This is a genomic window from Streptococcus sp. A25, from assembly GCF_043674095.1.
Taxonomy (GTDB): domain Bacteria; phylum Bacillota; class Bacilli; order Lactobacillales; family Streptococcaceae; genus Streptococcus; species Streptococcus suis_V.
Window position 1 is genome coordinate 1 of the sequence record NZ_JBIMJO010000016.1, and the last position, 19,555, is coordinate 19,555.

The window sequence follows — 19,555 nt, forward strand, 5'->3', positions numbered from 1 at the left end:
TTATCTTCATAACTTAATTTCATAAGAAAAACACCCCAATCGTTAGATTTTGTGTCTAACTTTTGGGGTGCAGTTCACTTATCTATTCTCTTTTGCTTAAAAGCAGTCATACTGAATTTGGTATTAGCTTAAAATATTCCCTTGCTTACGCTTGATTAACTAGCACAACGGGTATATATACTCTATTTTGCATACTTATTGATTGGACAAGTCAATTGTTTTTGAGCAAGGCTAGTCCCCCTTAAAAAAGAAAAAGAAAACGAACAAATCATCGGCTCTTGTAATTCCAGATGTTTGTCCGTTTCTGATACTAATTCTTAAGCAAAATCCATTCCGCTTTATTCAGCTTTTTTGCGACCAATCCAGAAACTAAAGCCTAGGGAGGCAAGTAAGAATCCTAAAAGACTTAGATTGTTTCTCTCCCCTGTTTCAGGTAAACGATTGGAAGTTGACATGTTTGAATTGCTACTTGTCAAGGTGGCACTTAACTGGCCTGCCTGCTTCTTAGATACAGCTACCAACGGTAACACAGCTGGCTTGGTCTCCGTATTTTTCTGCCGTTGCTGTAACAATGAGACGGCTGGCATTGCCGGAGTATAAACTTCACTTCTTGTTACTGTTAGAGGCAAGGTACCACTTGGAATAAAATGAGTAACCCCCTTGCCTTTTGCAGTCACCAACGGTTCTAAAATTCCTTCCGGTAATTCATGACGAACTCCACCTCCATTTGCCGTTTCAAGTGGTGGAAGAATACCGACTGGCAATTCATGAGTAACCCCCTTGCCTTTTGCAGTCACCAACGGTTCTAAAACGCCTTCTGGCAATTCATGACGAACTCCACCTCCATTTGCCGTTTCAAGAGGTGGAAGAATACCGACCGGCAATTCATGGCTAACTCCCTTGCCTTTGGCAGTAACTAAGGGTTCTAAAACGCCTGCTGGCAATTCATGACGAACTCCACCTCCATTTGCTGTTTCAAGAGGTGGGAGAATTCCGACCGGCAATTCATGAGTAACTCCCTTGCCTTTGGCAGTAACCAACGGTTCTAAAACACCTGCTGGCAATTCATGACGAACTCCACCTCCATTTGACGTTTCAAGAGGTGGGAGAATTCCGACTGGCAATTCATGGGTAACTCCCTTGCCTTTGGCAGTAACCAACGGTTCTAAAACACCTTCTGGCAAGCTATGTTTGACAACTTCTCCATTTTTTATTGTGAGAATATGAAGGGGAACTACAAGCTCTTCATGGCTGAGGTCATCATAGACCACACGAACAGTCATGGAGTGGTCGCCACTAGACTGTGGAAGTGGAGTGACTACTACAACATCAAATTGACCTACTTCTGCTGGTAGACTGATTTGCTTCACAATTTCATCTGTTGTTTCCTCACTATTGCTTGCCGGTAGGACACGGGCTTCCCCATTAACGTGTGGCTGGTAGCGATCCGCTTTAGGAAGAACTCCTGCTGGCAAGCTGTGTTTGACAACTTCTCCATTTTCTATTGTGAGAATATGAAGAGGTATTACAAGCTCTTCTTCGCTGCGATCATCATAGACCACACGAATAGTCATAGAGTGGTCGCCACTAGACTGTGGAATTGGAGTGACTACTATAACATCAAATCGACCTACTTCAGCTGGTAGACTGATTTGCTTCAAAATTTCAGCTGTTGTTTCCTCACTACTGCTTGCCGGTAGGACACGGGCTTCTCCATTAACGTGAGGCTGGTAGCGACTTGCTTTTGATAGAACCAAGACTACTGGAATCTCAATCGTTTTACTACTAGTGATAGCTGTCAACGCTGTTCTGTCAAAGTTTGGATCCAACTGATAGGTTCCCTCTGTCGCACTAGGCAACTCGTTCTCCACACCAGTAATGGACTGCCCATTATCAACTTGCACCTGCTTCTCTTTTACCAACTTACCTGACTGTGTGAAGTGCAAAGTTACTGTATGAGTTTGAACAGGCTGTTTTAGCTCTACCAAGCGATAAACAATTTCATCTTTAACCAGGCCAAAACGATTATAGCCTTTCTCCAAGGTAATACGAGCTGTAGGAGATAACAGTCCCTCAACCCTTACATATTCCTTGTCTATATTCTTGGTCAGATCTTGTTCAAAGCCTCTGACAAGAACTTGAACATTATCTTGAATATCTCCTGTTACCTGCAAGCTAGAGCTAACTGGGATAATCAGTTTTCCATCTCCAATCAGTTCACCGACTTCAAGATTCTGATTCATAGCCAGATTGAGAAGGCTATCTGTTCCCAACTCAAGTCGTGTGGTGATGCTAGAAACCTTATCAGACAGGGTAATATCTGCACGTTCACTCAGAGTCAATTCCTGAACATCCACTAATTCTACTCCAAATATACGAGCCGCCTTCAGAGTAACATGGTTGTCTGAACTATTTGTCGCCACAACCTTCTTGATATTGCTAGAACTACTCTCCAAGGTAACCCGATCAATAGTTGGAGATCCATCTACACCACCTAAGTCAATCCCTTGATCAACCATGGCAAATTCTGAGTCTATGATAATCTCAACCGGAATCAAACTAGTCCCTTGGGCATGGCCCGCAAAAATTTTCTGGAAGCGAGTGTCTGAGGAACCACCAATAATCGAGATCCGAGCATGGCTTCCTGAAGGGGTGTCAGTTGGAGAACCTGCAATCAAGGTAGGACGAAGATCGACTTGGGCCTGACTGATGGTCGTTGACACGTTATTAAAGGTCAGATGGTTACCATCCGCATAAATCTTCGGTTGCTGACCACCATCAGGAATCATCTCGAGCTTGAGATTACTTAGGGTCACATCTTTTGTCGTTAGCAAATTAAGACCACGAAGATTTAATTTATACCCACGACCATCAATTGTCACCGCCTTATCAATGACAAAATTCGTTGAAAAATTTTGTCCATCACGATGGATGATATCACTAACCAATTTAATAGTATCACCATCTTTAGCTTGGGAAATAGCATAGGACAAACTTTGATATGGATGAGTTTCTGTTCCCTGTCCCTCTTTAGATGTTTCAGCACCTTTGGTGACATAGAGCTCACGCGCCTGAACTTCTTGATAAATACTTGAGCGGAAGTCATCTGTATCCTTCAAATAAGCCTGGAAGATGCTCTTTTTCAATTCTTGAACAGCTGAAACTCTAGTTGACAAGGCTACCCTATTGGTTGCATTAAGTTTCATCTGTTGCAAATCTTTGGCAACGGCCGCATCCATCAAACTCTGAATAGCAGCGAAATCGCTGGCTACACTAGTGGATTTTAGCTCAGTAACCTTGGCGATGCGACGGTCAAACATAGCCTTCTTAAAGGTTGCTAGGTCTCCTCCATATTCTGGCATAATGGCATTCAAAGCTGCCTGATCATTGGCATATTGGCCAGAAACATAGGCTACCATTCCTTTTTCATAACCATATTCTCCCAGAATATCATAGGCATTTCTTCTAAAGCTAATGTCACCTACTGTTCCTGCATTGTTTTGCAGACCTGCATAGATAGGCTCAAAGAGAGGAATGGTGTAGTAAGAATTGGTCCGAGCTGTTCCTGTGGTATTGAGACCGTCAAACTTGTAGCGACCTGAAATCAATTGCTTATCTACAAAATCATGGACAGATTGCAAACCTGCTGCTAAATCTCTCGAAATTGGTTGAGCTTGATCTGTCTGACCACCATTAGCACTTGCGACAAGGCTCAGCTGATTAAGTAGGACTGCCCTATCTTCAGGTATCTGACCCAAGATAGACTGAGCTTCTGCGTAGTCTAAAGTGTACAAGACGTCCAAAATACCCTGCATATAGGTCTTAAGGTCATCACTTGTTTGGAAACGGTCTGGACTAGCATTTTGTGTCCGATTGTCCCCCATACGATAGGCTGTATTGATAATAAAGCTTGGGTCTTGATAGGGTGTTTTAGCAACATCCATAGACTCAAACATTCCTCTGGCAAAAACTTCTTGTAACTGGCCAGATCGTCTATCATAGCCATTTAACCAAACGTTCTTATCCAGCATATGGGTCAATTCATGGGTATAAACAGACTGACCAGCCTCAGACAGGGATTTTTTCAAGAAGAGGTTTATGGAAGTATTTCCATTGGCCTGACCATCAGCTTGTAAAAAGTTGGCATAAAGGTTGAGCGGTCTGATAAATTTCTCGACCCCTTCTAAAACTCCTGAACTATATTTTGGTGAATAAAGTTCTTGAACGCGCTGAGTAGCTGTCCCTAGTTTCTGCGGACTATCAACCACAATAATGGCTTCATGATTGGCTAGAATATCCCTGTTCTGACTGATGCGATGCCAGAATTTCAAAAAGCTTTCCTGGTCATCAGCATAGGATTGTAAGTTAGCTTTAAATGTTGCCAAACCGGTCTGGTCACCTGGTCGGACATAGGATTCCGTTAAACCGTAGTTGACTGTGTTTGAAGTGCTAATGACATATACGAGATCACTAGGTAGGGTCAGGAGAGGAATGAAATGGTTGTTCAGACGTGCATTGCTCTTTAATTTCTGATAGAGCGAGGAATTTCCATAAGGAGATTGGGACTCTGCCAGATGAGCCTTGCTAGTCTCCTTAAACCATTGCTCCCCTGTTTTGCCTGGCTCAAAAAGGCTAACGCCCTTCTCCACAAAGGAGAAAATATCAGCTCGATTTGTAATTGGAGCTAGTTTGGCTTGGTAAGTAGTCGCTGACTGTCCTAAGCCCAAATCACGATAGGTCAAGGTATTCAAGATAGTAAGAGTTCCAAGGGGACTCCCGCCACCACCAAAAACCTGAGGGTGATACAAGATCAGATCCTGAGCCTGATGGGGACCAAATTCAAAGGAATATTGACGATCCAGATAGGAAAGACCTGCTAAAATCTTCTCCTTATTACGACGGATATCCTCTACATTGACCTGACTTGATTTCTCAAAAATACCTGTCAGAGTCGTTTCAATCTTAGCTTTTACTCGCTCAAAACTCTCTCTCATATCCAGCATATCCATATAGGCTATCTGCTTGAGAGACTGTAGCTGGTCAGCTGACAGAGCATTTCCCCCATTTTCCTTCCGAATGGCTGTCTCTAGAGCAGTTTTTTCAAGAAAACTTTCCTGATGAGATAAGTGTGGATAGAGCGATTCGTAGGTCACAGCCGCAAAGTCATCTTTCAGCGAAGCGACCTGTTGAGCAACTATTTCACTGGTCTGGCTTGTAATTGGCTGAGTCGTCGCAGGGACTATCTGACTACTACCATCCGAATAAACCACTTGAAACTGCTGAACTGTTTTTCCATTGACAGAGGTCATAAGCTCCCCTTGGTCATCTAGTGGCAATTTAGCAACTTCATTGGCAGCTACACTACGAGCCATGGGCACTGAACGAAGGACAGGTTGAACTACTCGTTCTTCTGCTGCTTGGGCAGTCTGAGCAGATTCTACTGCTGCTGTTTCTGCTACCAGATCTGTTGTAGCTGGCTCTACTGGGGTTTCAACAACTGTTTGAGGACTTTTTGTCCCTACACTAGGTTCACTTGCATTCTCTTCCGACAGGGATTGAACTGAGTTTGACTTTTCTTGATTGAGTGTTGTTGGTTGATTTTCTTGGATAACTGGGGTCTGTGAGACGATTGAATCAGTTTGAGTAGGTTGTACTACTGGAGACAAAGTCTCTGTGAGAACTGGTTCTGTCAACTGAGTTCCCACCATCTCTGAAACCTGATTACTTGTTTGCTCATGACCTGGCTCATCTGTTACTGCCTGACTCATTTGCTGGCTACTAACAGGAGTTTGGCTTGCCTCTTGGGCAGCCGCAACCTGCCCTCCAGCAACACTAAAGCTAATTGCTAAGGCAACAGATACGACACCGATGGAAAACTTACGGATTCCAAAATGGTGCTTTTTTTGTAAAAAATGTAAATTCATTAAAATATAGTCTCCTTTTTTGACCCCGATAAAATACCTACTGCAATTATATAAGTAATAAGTATGAAATGCAAAGAAAACGCTAGCAATCTTTTAGAATCAAAAAATTTCCCAACGATAACCGTCAGGAAACTAATGAAAACCATGGTTTCTAAGCAACCTCTTCAACCATCATTCCCTCACCGTCTCAATCGTCCACTCCTTCCAACCTCGAAAGCGAATAGCTCCTTGCTGATTGGTGCGATACCAAACAAATTTTAAGTGAATTAAAATGGTTCTAGTGAAAATTTTTGTTTTTTCACTGTCCACTATAAGGGGAGTATATCACCTTGATATGCATAGGGTTGGGGAGGTTTTTGTCGTTTCAAACTGCCAAAGATGGGATTATACCATAGATTCCACATGGAGCGGGAAAGCAACCTTGGAACCAAGGCATAAAAAGACCTTGTACTCTCTCAGTACAAAGTCCTACTAACTATAATTCAAAATCACTCTTCAGCTTGTCTATCATCTGCCGCAGCAAATCTTGATTGACACTGTATTTGACATCACTATTTTTTGTATTGAAGAGAAGTAAGTCACCGTTGATCAGTTTTTGGGTGTGGAAAGACACTGCCGCCCCTGTAATAGCCAGGCGTTCTGCAATGTCCTTGCTCTTGGCATGGGGCTTGGTCAGTTCCACTAAAACTTGGTAGCGCGTGCTATCGCTGATGACTTTAAGAGCCGTTGTCAAATCATCCAGATCCAGCTCGTCATTTGACAGCATCATCTGATCAATTCGACAGGATGCTAAAAGAGCGACTTTCATATGGTCAAAGTCTTCATTGCCATAATAAGCAAACCAATAATTCCAGGGACTGAGAACGAAGAATTGGGCAGTTTCTACTCCTAAAGCATCCAAGCCAGTCATGGCTAGCTGCTTGGATTCTCGATAGAGTTTCTCAATGTCAAAGTCTCTAGCAAAGGTTTCCCTCTCTGTCCTTGCCTGCTCAAAATAGGGCTGATAGATTGGCAGCATCTTATCCAAGAGATGGACAGACCGCTGAACTGTTTCCAGGGGATTGCGAATAGCCAGTGACCAGTACCACTTATCTGTCGGCTTTTTATCCGTTTTTTCCAAAAGTTCCATGAGGCTAAGGGTCTTCTCACGATGTCCGTCATTTTCAGACGCCAACATGGTTCGCATGGCATCTTCTACTTCTTCTTGAGACAGCTTTAAAATCAATTGACAAGCTTCCTCGACTGTCTTAGGATCCTGTCCTTGATCCAAGAGGTAGAAATACAAGGTGTGCAGGATTGTAAAGATATGTCCCCAGACAAAGACTTGATTGACTTCCTGACGAAAATCTGCCAACTTTTCTTCCATCTCATCACGAATGTCCAAGGCATCTTTGAGAATGTCTTTTTCTTTCTGTGAAAAATCCGCCTCAATCGGTTCCTCACGTTCCGTAACAATTAAAGGAATAAAAAATTTTTCGACAATTTCGCTTCTATAATCTCGGTAATCTAATTTCATAGTTTTCTTTCTAAGTATTCACTAATGACTTTGCAGGCTTGATCCCTGTAAGAATAGTATAGCCCAAGAGTCCCACAGAAAGCAAGAGGAAAATGAGGGAAATACTTGTCGCAGAAAGCACCGTCACCATAAGGGCGACCAAGGCTTGACCTGCAAGCATCCCAATATTGAATATAGTCCCCATTCCTGCATTGATAGTCGCCAATTTATCTTCGGGTAGTTCATTCATTATCAGGGCATACAATTTTGGATTGATAATGCCAGTCATCATGGTAGTGACTAAGATAGTCGCCATCACAATATAAATATTATGAAGGTAGAAGCCAACAAACAGGATGACCGACAAAAATGTACAACACTTGAGCAGGTTAGACAAGCTGATATGTTTGAAGAAAGCCATACCTAGACTAGAGCCAAGGATGTAACCAACAGAAAATAGATTGAATACCAAGGCAAGAGTTATACCAGAATTGACAATCACGAAGTCTGAAAATTCCTTCATAGACAGGATAACCATGGGAGATACGGCACTAACAACCGTATTGATACCCGAAATGGTCAGAATAGAAGCTTTTAGTACAGGGATGTTTTGAATGGCTTGATAAGATTCTTTAAGGCTCTGACCAATTCCCTTGACAAGTCCTGCTTCTGTTTCAGTTTGTTCAACCTCTTGGATAGGATTTTCTTTCAACAACTTGGCAAAAGCTGGACGCAGACCTACCATAATCGCAAGGCTGACCAAGAAGGTCCCAGCATTGAAAAAGGCAAGATTCTGGTAAGACATGAAGCCGATGAGAATGGCACCGCTGGATCGAAAGACAATCATCAAGATACCGCCCACGGTATTCTTAAAAGCCATGGCTGTTTCACGGTCTTCTGCCTCCAAGACCCGCAGGCTAAGTGGCATATAAAGCCCGTTTTCATACTGACCAACCAAGTCAGATAGGAAATTGACCACACAAACCACCGCTACAATCCATAGGGCTGGTGTAAATCCCATTAGTAAACCAACGAGGGCATAAAGAACAAAACGAAGCACCAGAGTAGCCAAAATCGTATCCAATTTATTTTTGGTCCGATCAGCCCAAATTCCCATAAAAAGTTCCGACAAGATTGGCAGAGTTTCAGAAACCGTAATCATGGCCAAGGCAAACTTAGTATCTGGCAGAAATAAGACATAGTTCATCAAAGCTAGGTAGTAAAGCGTGTCTCCAAAGTTGGAAATCACATCCGCTAGGTAGCTTGATAAGAACAATTTATTGTTGAGTATCTTTTTCAAAGTAATTCTCCTTCTAGTAACCAGAGATTTATTCCTATGCACTAGCTACAATCTTTTCAGTATTTTTTCCTGTAAAAATGCTATAACCCAAGAGTCCCACAGAGAGCAAGAGGAAGATGAGAGAAATACTTGTCGCAGAAAGCACCGTCACCATAATGGCGACCAAGGCTTGACCTGCTACCATACCAATCTGGCAGAAAGCATCAATCCCTCCACCGACTGTCGCCAATTTATCTTCAGGCAATTCATTCATAACCAGAGCACTCATTTTTGGATTGAAAATTCCCAGTGTCACTGCCGTTACGAAGATCACTGCCAATACTACATAGATGTTGTGAAGAAAGAAACCTGAGAAAAGTAAAACAGGCATAAGAGTAGAGAACTTGAGGAGGTTGACCAAGCTAACATTTTTGAACAAAGCCATACCGATACTTGACCCCAAGATACTACCAACTGAGAAGAGAATGGAAATCAGAGCCACCGTTGTCCCCGCATTGACAATCACAAAGTCTGAAAACTCCTTCATATTAAGAATTGCTAATGGTGAGAGGGCAGTAAAAATGGCATTCAGGCTGGCAATGGTCACAATTGACGCTTTGAGAACTGGAATATTCTGAACAGCTTGGTAGGATTCTTTGAGACTGTTACGCATGCCCTTGATAATGCCTGCTTCTGTTTCTGTTTGCTCAGCTTCTTGGATAGGATTCTCTTTCAACAACTTGGCAAAAGCTGGACGCAAACCTGCCATAATCGCAAGGCTGACCAAGAAGGTCCCTGCATTGAAGAAGGCGAGATTCTGGTAAGACATAAAGCCAATGAGGATAGCACCACTGGCTTGGAAGGCGATTTGCAAAAGACTTTTCACCGTCATCTTGAAGGCCATTGCGCTTTCGCGGTCTTCCGCTGCCACAACCCGCAAGCTGACTGGCATATAAAGGCCATTTTCGTATTGACCAGCCAGGTCAGACAGGAAGTTGATGACGCAGACCACTGCCACAACCCAGAGGGCTGGGGCAAAGCCCATTAAGAAGCCAACAAAGGCATAGAGACCGACACGAACCAGCAGGGTTGCAAGAATGGTATCCAATTTGTTTTTTGTCTTGTCCGCCCAGATTCCGATGAAGAGCCCTGCCAAAATCGGCAAGGTTTCAGATGCAGTAATCATAGCCAGGGCAAACTTGGTATCTGGTAAAAGTAAAACATAGTTCATCAAAGCCAGATAGTAAAGCGTATCTCCAAAGTTAGAAATCAAGTCTGCCACAAAGCTAGATAGAAATAATTTATTGTTGACTAGTTTTTTCATAAGAAACTCCTTTTAATAAAATTAAATATTTGTTTAATTTTATTTTACACTTTATTTTAATAAAGTCAATATTTAATTTTATAAAAATTAAATATTTTTTAAGCGAGTGTTTAATTTCTCTTCTATCCGACTTTTTCTTGACAAGATTAGCACAGTTTGTTATAGTATTGTTCGGGCACCTCATTTGAGAGGTCGGAGAAAAGGCTCCCTAGTTTTAGGGAGCTATTTTTTGTTTTCCCAGAGATTAATACACATTTGGAGGACATATTTATAATGAAAAAAATCGCATTTGATTCAACTAAATACTTGAATTTGCAACGTGATCACATTTTAGAGCGTATTGCCCAATTTGAAGGCAAGCTCTATATGGAATTTGGTGGAAAAATGTTGGAAGATTTCCACGCAGCCCGTGTTTTGCCAGGCTATGAACCAGATAATAAAATCAAACTCCTCCAAGAGTTAAAAGATCAAGTAGAAATCGTCATCGCCATCAACGCCAGCAATATCGAACATTCTAAGGCACGCGGCGACCTAGGCATTTCTTACGACCAAGAAGTCTTCCGCTTGATTGATACATTTAATGATATTGATATTTATGTTGGTTCTGTGGTCATTACCCAGTACCGCAATCAACCAGCAGCAGATGCCTTCCGCAAGCAGTTGGAAAAACACGGCATCAAATCCTATCTCCACTACCCAATCAAGGGCTATCCTTCTGATATTGACCACATCATTTCACCAGAAGGTATGGGTAAAAACGACTACATTGAAACCAGTCGCAATCTGGTTGTCGTCACAGCACCTGGACCTGGTTCAGGAAAATTGGCAACCTGTATCTCCCAGCTCTACCATGACCAGTTAAATGGGGTAACTTCTGGCTATGCCAAGTTTGAAACCTTCCCAGTTTGGAACTTGCCACTCCACCACCCAGTAAACTTGGCTTATGAAGCAGCTACCGCAGACCTGGACGACCTCAACATGATTGACCCTTTCCACTTACAAACCTATGGAAAAACAGCCGTCAATTACAACCGTGACATCGAGGTCTTCCCTGTACTCAACCGTACCTTTGAACGCATTTTGAACAAATCCCCTTATGCTTCACCAACTGACATGGGGGTCAACATGGTGGGCTATTCCATCGTGGATGAAGAAGCTGCTATCGAAGCATCTAAGCAGGAAATCATCCGCCGCTACTATCAGACACTCGTTGATTTCAAAGCGGAGCGGGTGGGCGAGCAAGCAGTTAAAAAGATTGAGCTCCTCATGAATGAGGTGGGCGTGACACCTGCTGACCGTAAGGTTGTTATCGCTGCGCGTGAAAAAGCAGAGCTAACTTCCAGCCCTGCCCTTGCTATTCAGTTACCAAATGGTGAGATTGTCACAGGTAAGACCTCTGACCTCCTCAAACCAACTGCAACTGTTCTTCTCAATGCCATCAAGCAAATTGCTAACATCGATGATGAAACACTTCTCATCGAACCAAACTACATCCGTCCAATTCAAGAATTGAAGGCAGATTATCTGGATAAGACCAATACACGACTCGATGCCAGCGAAATCCTAAACGCCCTTGCCATTACTGCACAAGACAGCCCTGTCGCTGCACGTGCCATGAAAGAATTGGGCCAATTAAACGGTAGCGAAGCCCACTCGACCGTTATCCTATCTGACGAAGACAAGAGTGTTCTCCGCAAATTAGGCATCAATTTAACCTTTGATCCTATCTATCAGCACAATAAGTTTTATCAGAAGAACTAAAGACTAAAATAGACTTGCCGGGGCAAGTCTATTTTTGTTATAGAAAAAACAAGGATATTTCTAGCCTTGTCTTCTCGTTTTATCTATTAGTTGAAATCAACATACTCTTTTTGAAGTTCAAGAACTTCTTCTGCCGTTGCACATTCTGTCAAGGCACGCTGAGCATATTCTTCCATCTTAGCTGTGTCAAGTGTCTTCATGAGGCTACGTGTACGAAGTACAGAAGTTGCGCTCATAGAGAACTCATCCAAGCCCATTCCGACAAGAAGTGGAACAGCTTGTTGGTCACCAGCCATCTCACCACACATACCAGCCCATTTGCCTTCTGCGTGTGCAGCCTTGATAACGTTGTTGATCAAGCGAAGGATAGATGGGTTGTAAGGTTGGTAGAGGTATGAAACTTGTTCGTTCATACGGTCTGCTGCCATAGTGTATTGGATAAGGTCGTTTGTACCAATTGAGAAGAAATCAACTTCTTTAGCAAATTGGTCAGCGATCATTGCTGCTGCAGGAATTTCGATCATGATACCAACTTGGATATCATCTGCAACTGCAACACCTTCAGCCAACAAGTTCGCTTTTTCTTCTTCAAGGATTGCTTTTGCCGCACGGAATTCTGTCAACAAGGCAACCATCGGGAACATGATACGAAGTTTACCATGTACTGATGAACGAAGAAGGGCACGCAACTGCGTACGGAACATTTGGTTACCAGTCTCAGAGATAGAGATACGTAGGGCACGGAAACCAAGGAATGGGTTCATTTCATGTGGAAGATCGAAGTAAGGAAGTTCCTTATCACCACCGATATCCATGGTGCGAACCACAACTGGCTTGCCATTCATACCTTCAAGAACAGCCTTGTAAGCCTCGTATTGCTCATCTTCCGTTGGGAAGTCTTGTGAATCCATGTAGAGGAACTCTGTACGGTAAAGACCAACCGCCTCAGCACCATTGTCGTTTACACCTTCAACGTCTTTAGGTGTACCGATGTTAGCAGCCAATTCAAAATGTTTACCGTCAGCTGTAACAGTTTGAGCGTCTTTCAAGAGTGCCCACTCAGCTTTTTGTTTCGCATAAGCTTCACCAGCCGCCTTAAATTCTGCAACCACTTCTTCAGATGGGTTGATAACAACTTCACCAGTGATACCGTTAACAGCGAGGACATCACCATCTTTCACGATTTCAGTAATATTATTTGTACCCAATACAGCTGCAATTTCGAGTGTACGAGCCATGATAGCTGAGTGACTTGTACGTCCACCGATGTTGGTTACGAAAGCTTTTACAAATTGCTTATTCAATTGAGCCGTATCAGAAGGTGTCAAGTCATGAGCAATCACGATAGACTCTTCATCAATTGTTGCTGGGTTTGGCAAACGAACACCAAGCAAGTGTGCCAAGACACGTTTTGCAACGTCGCGGATATCTGCTGCACGCTCTTGCATGTATGGGTTATCTTCCATACCTTCAAAGATAGCGATGAACATATCCGTTACTTCTTTCAAACCTGTTTCAGCATTTGTTTTCTTAGCACGGATTGTTTCCTTAATCTGACCAATCATTTCTGGGTCAGCAAGTACCATCAAGTGTGCATCAAATACGGCTGCGGCTTCTTCACCTAGGCTAGCTACTGCATTCTCACGAATAACAGAAAGCTCGTTTTGAGACGCTTCAAGAGCTGCATCCAAACGAGCTTCTTCTGCATTTGTATCTTCAACTGTAACAGTTTCAAAAGATAAATCGGGTTGAACCAGTAGATATGCCTTAGCAACGGCAACACCATCAGATGCTGCAATTCCTTTAAGCATTTCTGTCATGTTCTTATGCCAATCCTTCTTTTTCCATTGTTTCTGTGATTGCTGCGATTGCGTCGTCAGCATCTGCACCTTCAGCAGAGATTGTTACGTCAGCACCTTGGCCAACACCAAGAGACATAACACCCATGATGGACTTAAGGTTTACAGATTTTTCTTTGTAATTCAAAGTGATGTCTGAAGCGAATTTGCTAGCTGTTTGAACGAGCAAAGTTGCTGGACGTGCGTGGATACCTGTTTCTGCCACGATGTGGAAGTCTTTTGAAGCCATATTTGGATTCTCCTTTTTGTTTTACAAAATTTGGGCTATTATGATAACCCTTACAAGGAGGATTATACCACTTTTTGAAATCATTTTCAAGATTTTTTTGCATTTCTTTCATTTTTCTAAGAAAAAGACCTGCCTGGTCGCAAGTCCTTTCTATCTTAAAAATATTGAATAAGAGCCGTAACAAATTGACTAGTAGATAGGGGTTCTACTCCCAAATCCTTTGCAAAGTCAACAGTTACCTGTTTATTTTCAAAAGCTTTTTCGAGTCCAGAAACAATAATCTCTGCTGCTTCTTTCCAATTCATATAATCCAACATCATACAAGCAGACAATAGAACGGAACTTGGATTAGCCTTGTTTTGGCCAGCAATATCTGGCGCTGTTCCATGAGTAGCTTCAAAAATGGCATGTCCTGTTTGGTAATTGATATTTGCACCTGGTGAGATGCCGATTCCACCAACCTGGGCCGCTAGAGCATCTGAAGCGTAGTCTCCGTTGAGATTGGTGAGGGCCACCACATCGAACTTTTCTGGAGCAAGTAAGATTTGCTGAAGGAAATTGTCCGCAATAATATCATTGACAACCAAGTCACCTGACACAAGTTGCTCTGCATATTCTTCCTGGGCCAATTCATAGCCCCATTTACGGAAACCACCTTCCGTGAACTTTTGAATGTTGCCCTTGTGGACCAGGGTTACATTTTTTAGGCCATTTTCCAAGGCGTAATCAATAGCAGAGCGAACCAAGCGCTTGCTGCCTTCCTCAGAAATCGGCTTGATACCGATACTCGATGTCTCAGGGAAACGAATTTTACTAACTCCCATCTGGTCCTTCAAGAAAGCAAGCACCTGTGCTACTTCAGCAGTTCCAGCATCCCATTCGATACCTGCATAAATATCTTCTGTATTTTCACGGAAAATCGTAATATTGGTTTTTTCAGGCTCTTTGAGTGGACTAGGCACTCCCTTAAAATAGCGGACTGGCCGCACACAGGTAAAGAGGTCCAGTTCCTGGCGCAAGGCCACATTCAGTGATCGATGTCCCTTACCAACAGGCGTTCCCAGCGGTCCTTTAATAGCCAAAAGATGGTCCTTAATGGTGGCTAAGGTCTCGTTTGGTAAGGAAGTTCCTGTTGTTTCATAGGCCTTTTCACCGGCCAATACTTCCTTCCAGACAATCTGACGCTGGCCATTATAAGCCTTTTCAACTGCCGCATCAATCGCAGACTGAGCCGCTGACCAAATATCCTTACCGACACCATCCCCCTCGATATAGGGAATAACGGGTTGGTCAGGAACCAGCAACTTTCCATTTTCAAATCTAATTTTTTCTGCCATACTTATCTCTTTCCGATTGGGATATAGGTCAAATTCCGTCCACCTAGATAGGACGAACGAGGACGGATGAGCTTATTGTTCTTGCGTTGTTCCTGTACATGGGCAATCCAGCCGGCCATACGACTCATGGCAAAAATCAAGGTGAAAATATCACTGTCAATGCCCAAAACATGGTATACCGTCGCCGAATAGAAATCCACGTTCGGAATCAATCCTTTTTTGTGCTTGATAAAGTCCTCTACTTCTTCGGACAAGCGATAGAAGGCCTCATCATCCGTTCCCATTGTCAAATCACGCGCCATTTCCTTCAAATATTCTTGACGAGGATCCACCGTTTGATAAACCCGGTGACCAAAGCCCATAATTTTTTCTTTTGAGTCCAATTTTTGCTGCAAGTAACCTTCTGTATCACCAGATTCACGGATTGCCAGCAACATATCGAAAACCCGCTCATTAGCTCCGCCATGTAGAGAACCCTTGAGCGTTCCAATAGCTGTCGTCACGCAAGAATAAATATCTGTCAGGGTGGAGGCGGTCACGCGCGCCGCAAAGGTCGAGGCGTTGAGTTCATGGTCAGCATGGAGGACCAGTGCCTTGCTAAAGGCCTTGACTTGCAAATCTGTCGGCTCCTGCCCATTGAGCATATAGAGGAAATTAGCCGCAAAGCCCAGATCCTCACGAGGCTCAATCGGCACCAAGCCCTTCCGCAGACGAGCAAAGGTTGCAATGATTGTCGGAACCTTAGCCATAATCTGAATCGACTGGTCATAGAGAGCCTCCAGCGAACTTTCCTCAGCCCGAACATTGTAAACACCTAAGAGTGACACCGTTGACCGCAAGACACTCATCGGGTGCAGGTGTCTGCGTGACTGGATGAGAATACACTGCTCCACCGCATCAGAAATGGCATACTCAGCCCGCAAGGCTTTTTCAAAATAATTAAGCTCAATCTGCGTCGGGAGGTGCAGATTCCAAAGCAGGTAAATGACCTCTTCAAAAGACGCATTATTGTCCATCAACTCTGAAATATCATAACCAGCATAGGAAAGGCGGTCATTTTCAATCGCACTAATGCGCGTATCGCAGGCAATGGCATCTTTCAATCCATTTGTTTCTGTCATAGTTGACCTCCTAGTTTCTTTCTCACCACCATTGGCAAAATGCCTCCGTGGCGGTAATAACGAATATCAGCCTCCGCATCAAAGCGAGCCAGAGCCTGAAATTCCTTGGTTTCATTTTCCGAAATAGCCCGAACGGTTACCATCTGACCAACCGTCACATCCTCCGGCAAATCGATAGAGTAGGTTTCCAAACCAGTCAAGCCCAGACTGTCTGCTGTCTGCCCCTCAAGGAATTGCAAGGGTAGGACACCCATCATGACTAGATTAGAGCGGTGAATGCGTTCAAAGGATTCTGCCAATACAGCCTTGACACCCAAAAGATTGGCCCCCTTGGCTGCCCAGTCACGACTAGAACCCATCCCATAGTCCTTACCAGCAATTACCAGGCTACCAATTCCAGCCTCCTGATACTTCATAGCAACATCATAAATCGGCAGAATTTCGCCATCATACTTGGTAAAACCACCAATTTTTCCATCTGCCAACTCATTTTTAATCCGGATATTGGCAAATGTTCCTCGCATCATGACCTGGTGGTTTCCACGGCGACTGCCATAGGAGTTGAAGTCAAAGTATGAAATCCCATTATCCTCTAGGTAGCGAGCAGCGGGACTGAGTCGCGCAATGTTCCCCGCTGGTGAAATGTGGTCGGTAGTGACAGAGTCTCCAAATTTGGCCAAGACTGCTAGGTTGTCCAAAGGCTTGATAGATAAATCTGCCTGCATATTATCAAAATATGGCGGGTTTTGAATGTAGGTTGACTTGTCATTCCAGGCATAATTTTTATCCGACGTCGTTTCAATGGCATTCCAAGCTTGACTATCTGTAAAGACCTGTTGGTATTCTTCCTTATAAAGGTCACGGGTCACATACTGCTCGATATAGGCATCTACCTCCTCACGACTTGGCATGATGTCTGAGAGATAGACAGGTTGACCATTCTGGTCTTGACCAAGCGGCTCTGTCGTCAAGTCAACATTCATGTTTCCTGCAATGGCATAGGCCACTACAAGGGGCGGACTTGCAAGGAAATTAGCTTTGACAAGCGGATTGATACGGCCCTCAAAGTTGCGGTTTCCAGACAAGACTGCCGAAACCAGCAAATCTTCTTCCTTAATGGCGTCTGCAACTTCTACTGGCAAATCACCGGAATTCCCGATACAAGTGGTACAACCATAGCCGACCAAGTTAAATCCAAGCGCATCCAGATAGGTTTGGAGGCCTGAATTTTTCAAGTAACCTGTAACAACTTTTGAACCAGGTGCCAGAGAAGTCTTGACCGTTTTATTGACTGTCAGGCCTTTTTCAACCGCATTCTTAGCCAGTAATCCTGCCGCTAAAAGTACGTAGGGGTTAGATGTATTTGTACAAGAGGTAATAGCTGCAATGGCTACATGACCTGTCTGAATCGTCTCATCTCCGTCCGCATAATGCACCGTCGCTGTCTTATCTAGCTCTGCCTTGTCCAAACCAAAACCACGAACACCAACTTCACGAGTGATGCTGGCAGCAAATTCCTCCTTGGCATCGGTCAATTCAATCAAATCTTGCGGCCGTTTTGGTCCAGAAATAGACGGCACCACCGTTGACAAATCCAACTCCAAAACCTTGGTGTAGGTTGGGAAATTGACCTCATCGTAGAACAGATGATTGACCTTGGCATAAGCCTCCGTCAAGGCGATATGGTCCTCTGAACGGTTGGTCAGGCGCATGTAGTTTAAGGTCTCAGCATCGATCGGGAAGTAACCACAAGTCGCGCCATACTCAGGTGCCATGTTGGAAACCGTCGCCCGGTCAGCCAGTGCCAATGAAGACAGACCCGGTCCAAAAAATTCAACAAACTTGCCGACAACATTTTCCTGGCGGAGCAATTGTGTCACCCGTAGAGCCAAATCTGTCGCTGTCGCAACCTTGGGCAGACTGCCTGTCAAATGAACACCAATCACTTCTGGAATTGGGAAATAAGACGCCTCTCCCAACATAGCTGCCTCGGCCTCAATACCTCCGACACCCCAGCCCAGAACACCGATACCGTTGATCATGGTCGTATGGCTGTCCGTACCGAACATAGAATCTGGATAAAGTAGGCCATCCTGCTCGATGACAACATCACTGAGGAACTCAATATTGACCTGGTGGATAATCCCTGTTGCAGGTGGCACAGCCCGATAATTCTCAAAAGAGTTTTCCGCCCATTTTAAGAATTCATAACGCTCGTTATTGCGCTCAAATTCTAGCTCAATATTTTTTTCCAGAGCCTGGTCCGTACCGAAGTAATCGACCTGTACAGAGTGGTCAACCACCAAATCAACTGGAATTTCGGGGTTAATCAAATCAGGACTGCCACCCGCCTTAACCACCGCATCACGCATGGATGCAAGGTCAACCACAACTGGAACCCCTGTAAAATCCTGCAAAATAACACGACTTGGCTTAAAAGGAACCTCACCCTGTGGAGCTGCAGCCTGGTAGGTAACCAAATCTTTAATGTGACTTTTGGTCACATCTACACCATCTTCCTTACGAAGTAAGCTTTCCAACAGAATACGAATCGTATAAGGGAGTGCCTGAATATTCACACCATGTTCTTGGGCAACCTCTCCCAAATCATAGTAAGAGAATAATTTTTGTTTGTGTTCAAATTTCGATTTGTTCTTTTGAGTCATGTCTGCTACCTCTATGTATTCATTATGTATATTATACTGGAAGTTGCTTTTTTTATTCAAACACAACTTAACCATGAATGTCATATTTTATGACATATGGTGATTTCGCATAGAAAACAGCTCTACTACGGCTTAAACAAAGCTTGTAGACCTCATTTTCAGAAAACACTACATGTAGTATTTTCTTGTTCGTTATTCGTCTATATTTTGTGATTTGTTTAAGCTAACCCCTTGACTTTAACCCCAAAATCTTGTATTCTAGATTGGTAAATTTGAAGGGAATTATGCAATTTCCTTGTAAACAAAGGAGAAATCGAATGGTTACTATCTATTCAAAAAATGATTGTGTACAGTGCAAGATGTCTAAGAAATTCCTAGACCAACACGGTGTGGAATACAAGGAAATCAACCTGGATGAGCAGCCAGAATTTATTGACCACGTCAAAGGACTTGGTTTCTCAGCAGCGCCAGTGATTGAAACTGAAAACGACGTTTTCTCTGGTTTCCAACCTGCAAAATTAAAAGTCTTAGTATAAGAAGCCTATTATAGAAAGAGATTG

The 19,555-nt window shown here is 43.5% G+C and carries 11 protein-coding genes; 2 read left to right on the forward strand and 9 right to left on the reverse strand.

Features of this window, described 5'->3' with window-relative positions; genetic code table 11:
• Positions 1–338: 338 nt before the first annotated feature.
• The 4 genes from ACHBID_RS07890 to ACHBID_RS07905 all read right to left on the reverse strand — a co-directional run bounded on the left by ACHBID_RS07890 (position 339) and on the right by ACHBID_RS07905 (position 10,022).
• Positions 339–5,924, reverse strand: a complete 5,586-nt coding sequence (locus ACHBID_RS07890; RefSeq protein ID WP_105160060.1) for a ZmpA/ZmpB/ZmpC family metallo-endopeptidase — start codon at positions 5,922–5,924, stop codon at positions 339–341.
• Between the two features lie 475 nt (positions 5,925–6,399).
• The gene (locus ACHBID_RS07895; RefSeq protein ID WP_105160059.1) at positions 6,400–7,440 is read right to left on the reverse strand and encodes an ArsR family transcriptional regulator; all 1,041 of its coding nucleotides are present in this window, start codon (positions 7,438–7,440) and stop codon (positions 6,400–6,402) included.
• A 10-nt stretch (positions 7,441–7,450) separates the two neighbouring features.
• Entirely contained in the window at positions 7,451–8,719 is a 1,269-nt protein-coding gene (locus tag ACHBID_RS07900) for an MFS transporter (RefSeq protein ID WP_099807114.1), read from the reverse strand.
• A gap of 34 nt (positions 8,720–8,753) precedes the next feature.
• Positions 8,754–10,022 carry an MFS transporter gene (locus tag ACHBID_RS07905; RefSeq protein WP_394732057.1) on the reverse strand — a complete coding sequence of 423 codons (1,269 nt, stop codon included), beginning with the start codon at positions 10,020–10,022 and terminating at the stop codon, positions 8,754–8,756.
• 273 nt (positions 10,023–10,295) lie between these two features.
• On the opposite strand from ACHBID_RS07905, the gene ACHBID_RS07910 reads away from it, so the two are divergent.
• The gene (locus ACHBID_RS07910) at positions 10,296–11,783 is read left to right on the forward strand and encodes a DUF1846 domain-containing protein (protein WP_394732056.1); all 1,488 of its coding nucleotides are present in this window, start codon (positions 10,296–10,298) and stop codon (positions 11,781–11,783) included.
• Positions 11,784–11,869: 86 nt separating this feature from the next.
• Here the strand turns inward: ACHBID_RS07910 and ptsP are convergent, their stop codons facing one another.
• From ptsP to acnA, 5 genes are all read right to left on the reverse strand, one after another.
• On the reverse strand, positions 11,870–13,603 hold the full coding sequence (gene ptsP / locus ACHBID_RS07915) for a phosphoenolpyruvate--protein phosphotransferase (protein WP_394732054.1): 1,734 nt from the start codon (positions 13,601–13,603) through the stop codon (positions 11,870–11,872).
• 4 nt (positions 13,604–13,607) lie between these two features.
• Positions 13,608–13,871: a phosphocarrier protein HPr gene (locus ACHBID_RS07920; protein WP_002936050.1), complete on the reverse strand. Its 264-nt coding sequence runs from the start codon at positions 13,869–13,871 to the stop codon at positions 13,608–13,610.
• Positions 13,872–14,026: 155 nt separating this feature from the next.
• Positions 14,027–15,208, reverse strand: a complete 1,182-nt coding sequence (gene icd / locus ACHBID_RS07925; RefSeq protein WP_394732053.1) for an NADP-dependent isocitrate dehydrogenase — start codon at positions 15,206–15,208, stop codon at positions 14,027–14,029.
• A 2-nt stretch (positions 15,209–15,210) separates the two neighbouring features.
• Positions 15,211–16,329 carry a citrate synthase gene (locus ACHBID_RS07930; protein WP_170242685.1) on the reverse strand — a complete coding sequence of 373 codons (1,119 nt, stop codon included), beginning with the start codon at positions 16,327–16,329 and terminating at the stop codon, positions 15,211–15,213.
• On the reverse strand, positions 16,326–18,995 hold the full coding sequence (gene acnA, locus ACHBID_RS07935) for an aconitate hydratase AcnA (protein ID WP_394732051.1): 2,670 nt from the start codon (positions 18,993–18,995) through the stop codon (positions 16,326–16,328). The genes ACHBID_RS07930 and acnA overlap by 4 nt, the downstream gene beginning before the upstream one ends.
• Positions 18,996–19,312: 317 nt before the next feature.
• Between acnA and nrdH the strand changes: the two genes are divergently transcribed.
• Entirely contained in the window at positions 19,313–19,531 is a 219-nt protein-coding gene (gene nrdH / locus ACHBID_RS07940; protein ID WP_105160052.1) for a glutaredoxin-like protein NrdH, read from the forward strand.
• Positions 19,532–19,555: the final 24 nt, after the last annotated feature.

What these genes read in the sequence shown, in the direction of transcription:
- ACHBID_RS07930 (WP_170242685.1), bottom strand. Translation starts at nt 16,329, where the DNA reads ATGACAGAAACAAATGGATTGAAAGATGCCATTGCCTGCGATACGCGC.
- ACHBID_RS07920 (WP_002936050.1), bottom strand. Translation starts at nt 13,871, where the DNA reads ATGGCTTCAAAAGACTTCCACATCGTGGCAGAAACAGGTATCCACGCA.
- icd (WP_394732053.1), bottom strand. Translation starts at nt 15,208, where the DNA reads ATGGCAGAAAAAATTAGATTTGAAAATGGAAAGTTGCTGGTTCCTGAC.
- ptsP (WP_394732054.1), bottom strand. Translation starts at nt 13,603, where the DNA reads ATGACAGAAATGCTTAAAGGAATTGCAGCATCTGATGGTGTTGCCGTT.
- nrdH (WP_105160052.1), top strand. Translation starts at nt 19,313, where the DNA reads ATGGTTACTATCTATTCAAAAAATGATTGTGTACAGTGCAAGATGTCT.
- ACHBID_RS07895 (WP_105160059.1), bottom strand. Translation starts at nt 7,440, where the DNA reads ATGAAATTAGATTACCGAGATTATAGAAGCGAAATTGTCGAAAAATTT.
- ACHBID_RS07910 (WP_394732056.1), top strand. Translation starts at nt 10,296, where the DNA reads ATGAAAAAAATCGCATTTGATTCAACTAAATACTTGAATTTGCAACGT.
- ACHBID_RS07890 (WP_105160060.1), bottom strand. Translation starts at nt 5,924, where the DNA reads ATGAATTTACATTTTTTACAAAAAAAGCACCATTTTGGAATCCGTAAG.
- acnA (WP_394732051.1), bottom strand. Translation starts at nt 18,995, where the DNA reads ATGACTCAAAAGAACAAATCGAAATTTGAACACAAACAAAAATTATTC.
- ACHBID_RS07905 (WP_394732057.1), bottom strand. Translation starts at nt 10,022, where the DNA reads ATGAAAAAACTAGTCAACAATAAATTATTTCTATCTAGCTTTGTGGCA.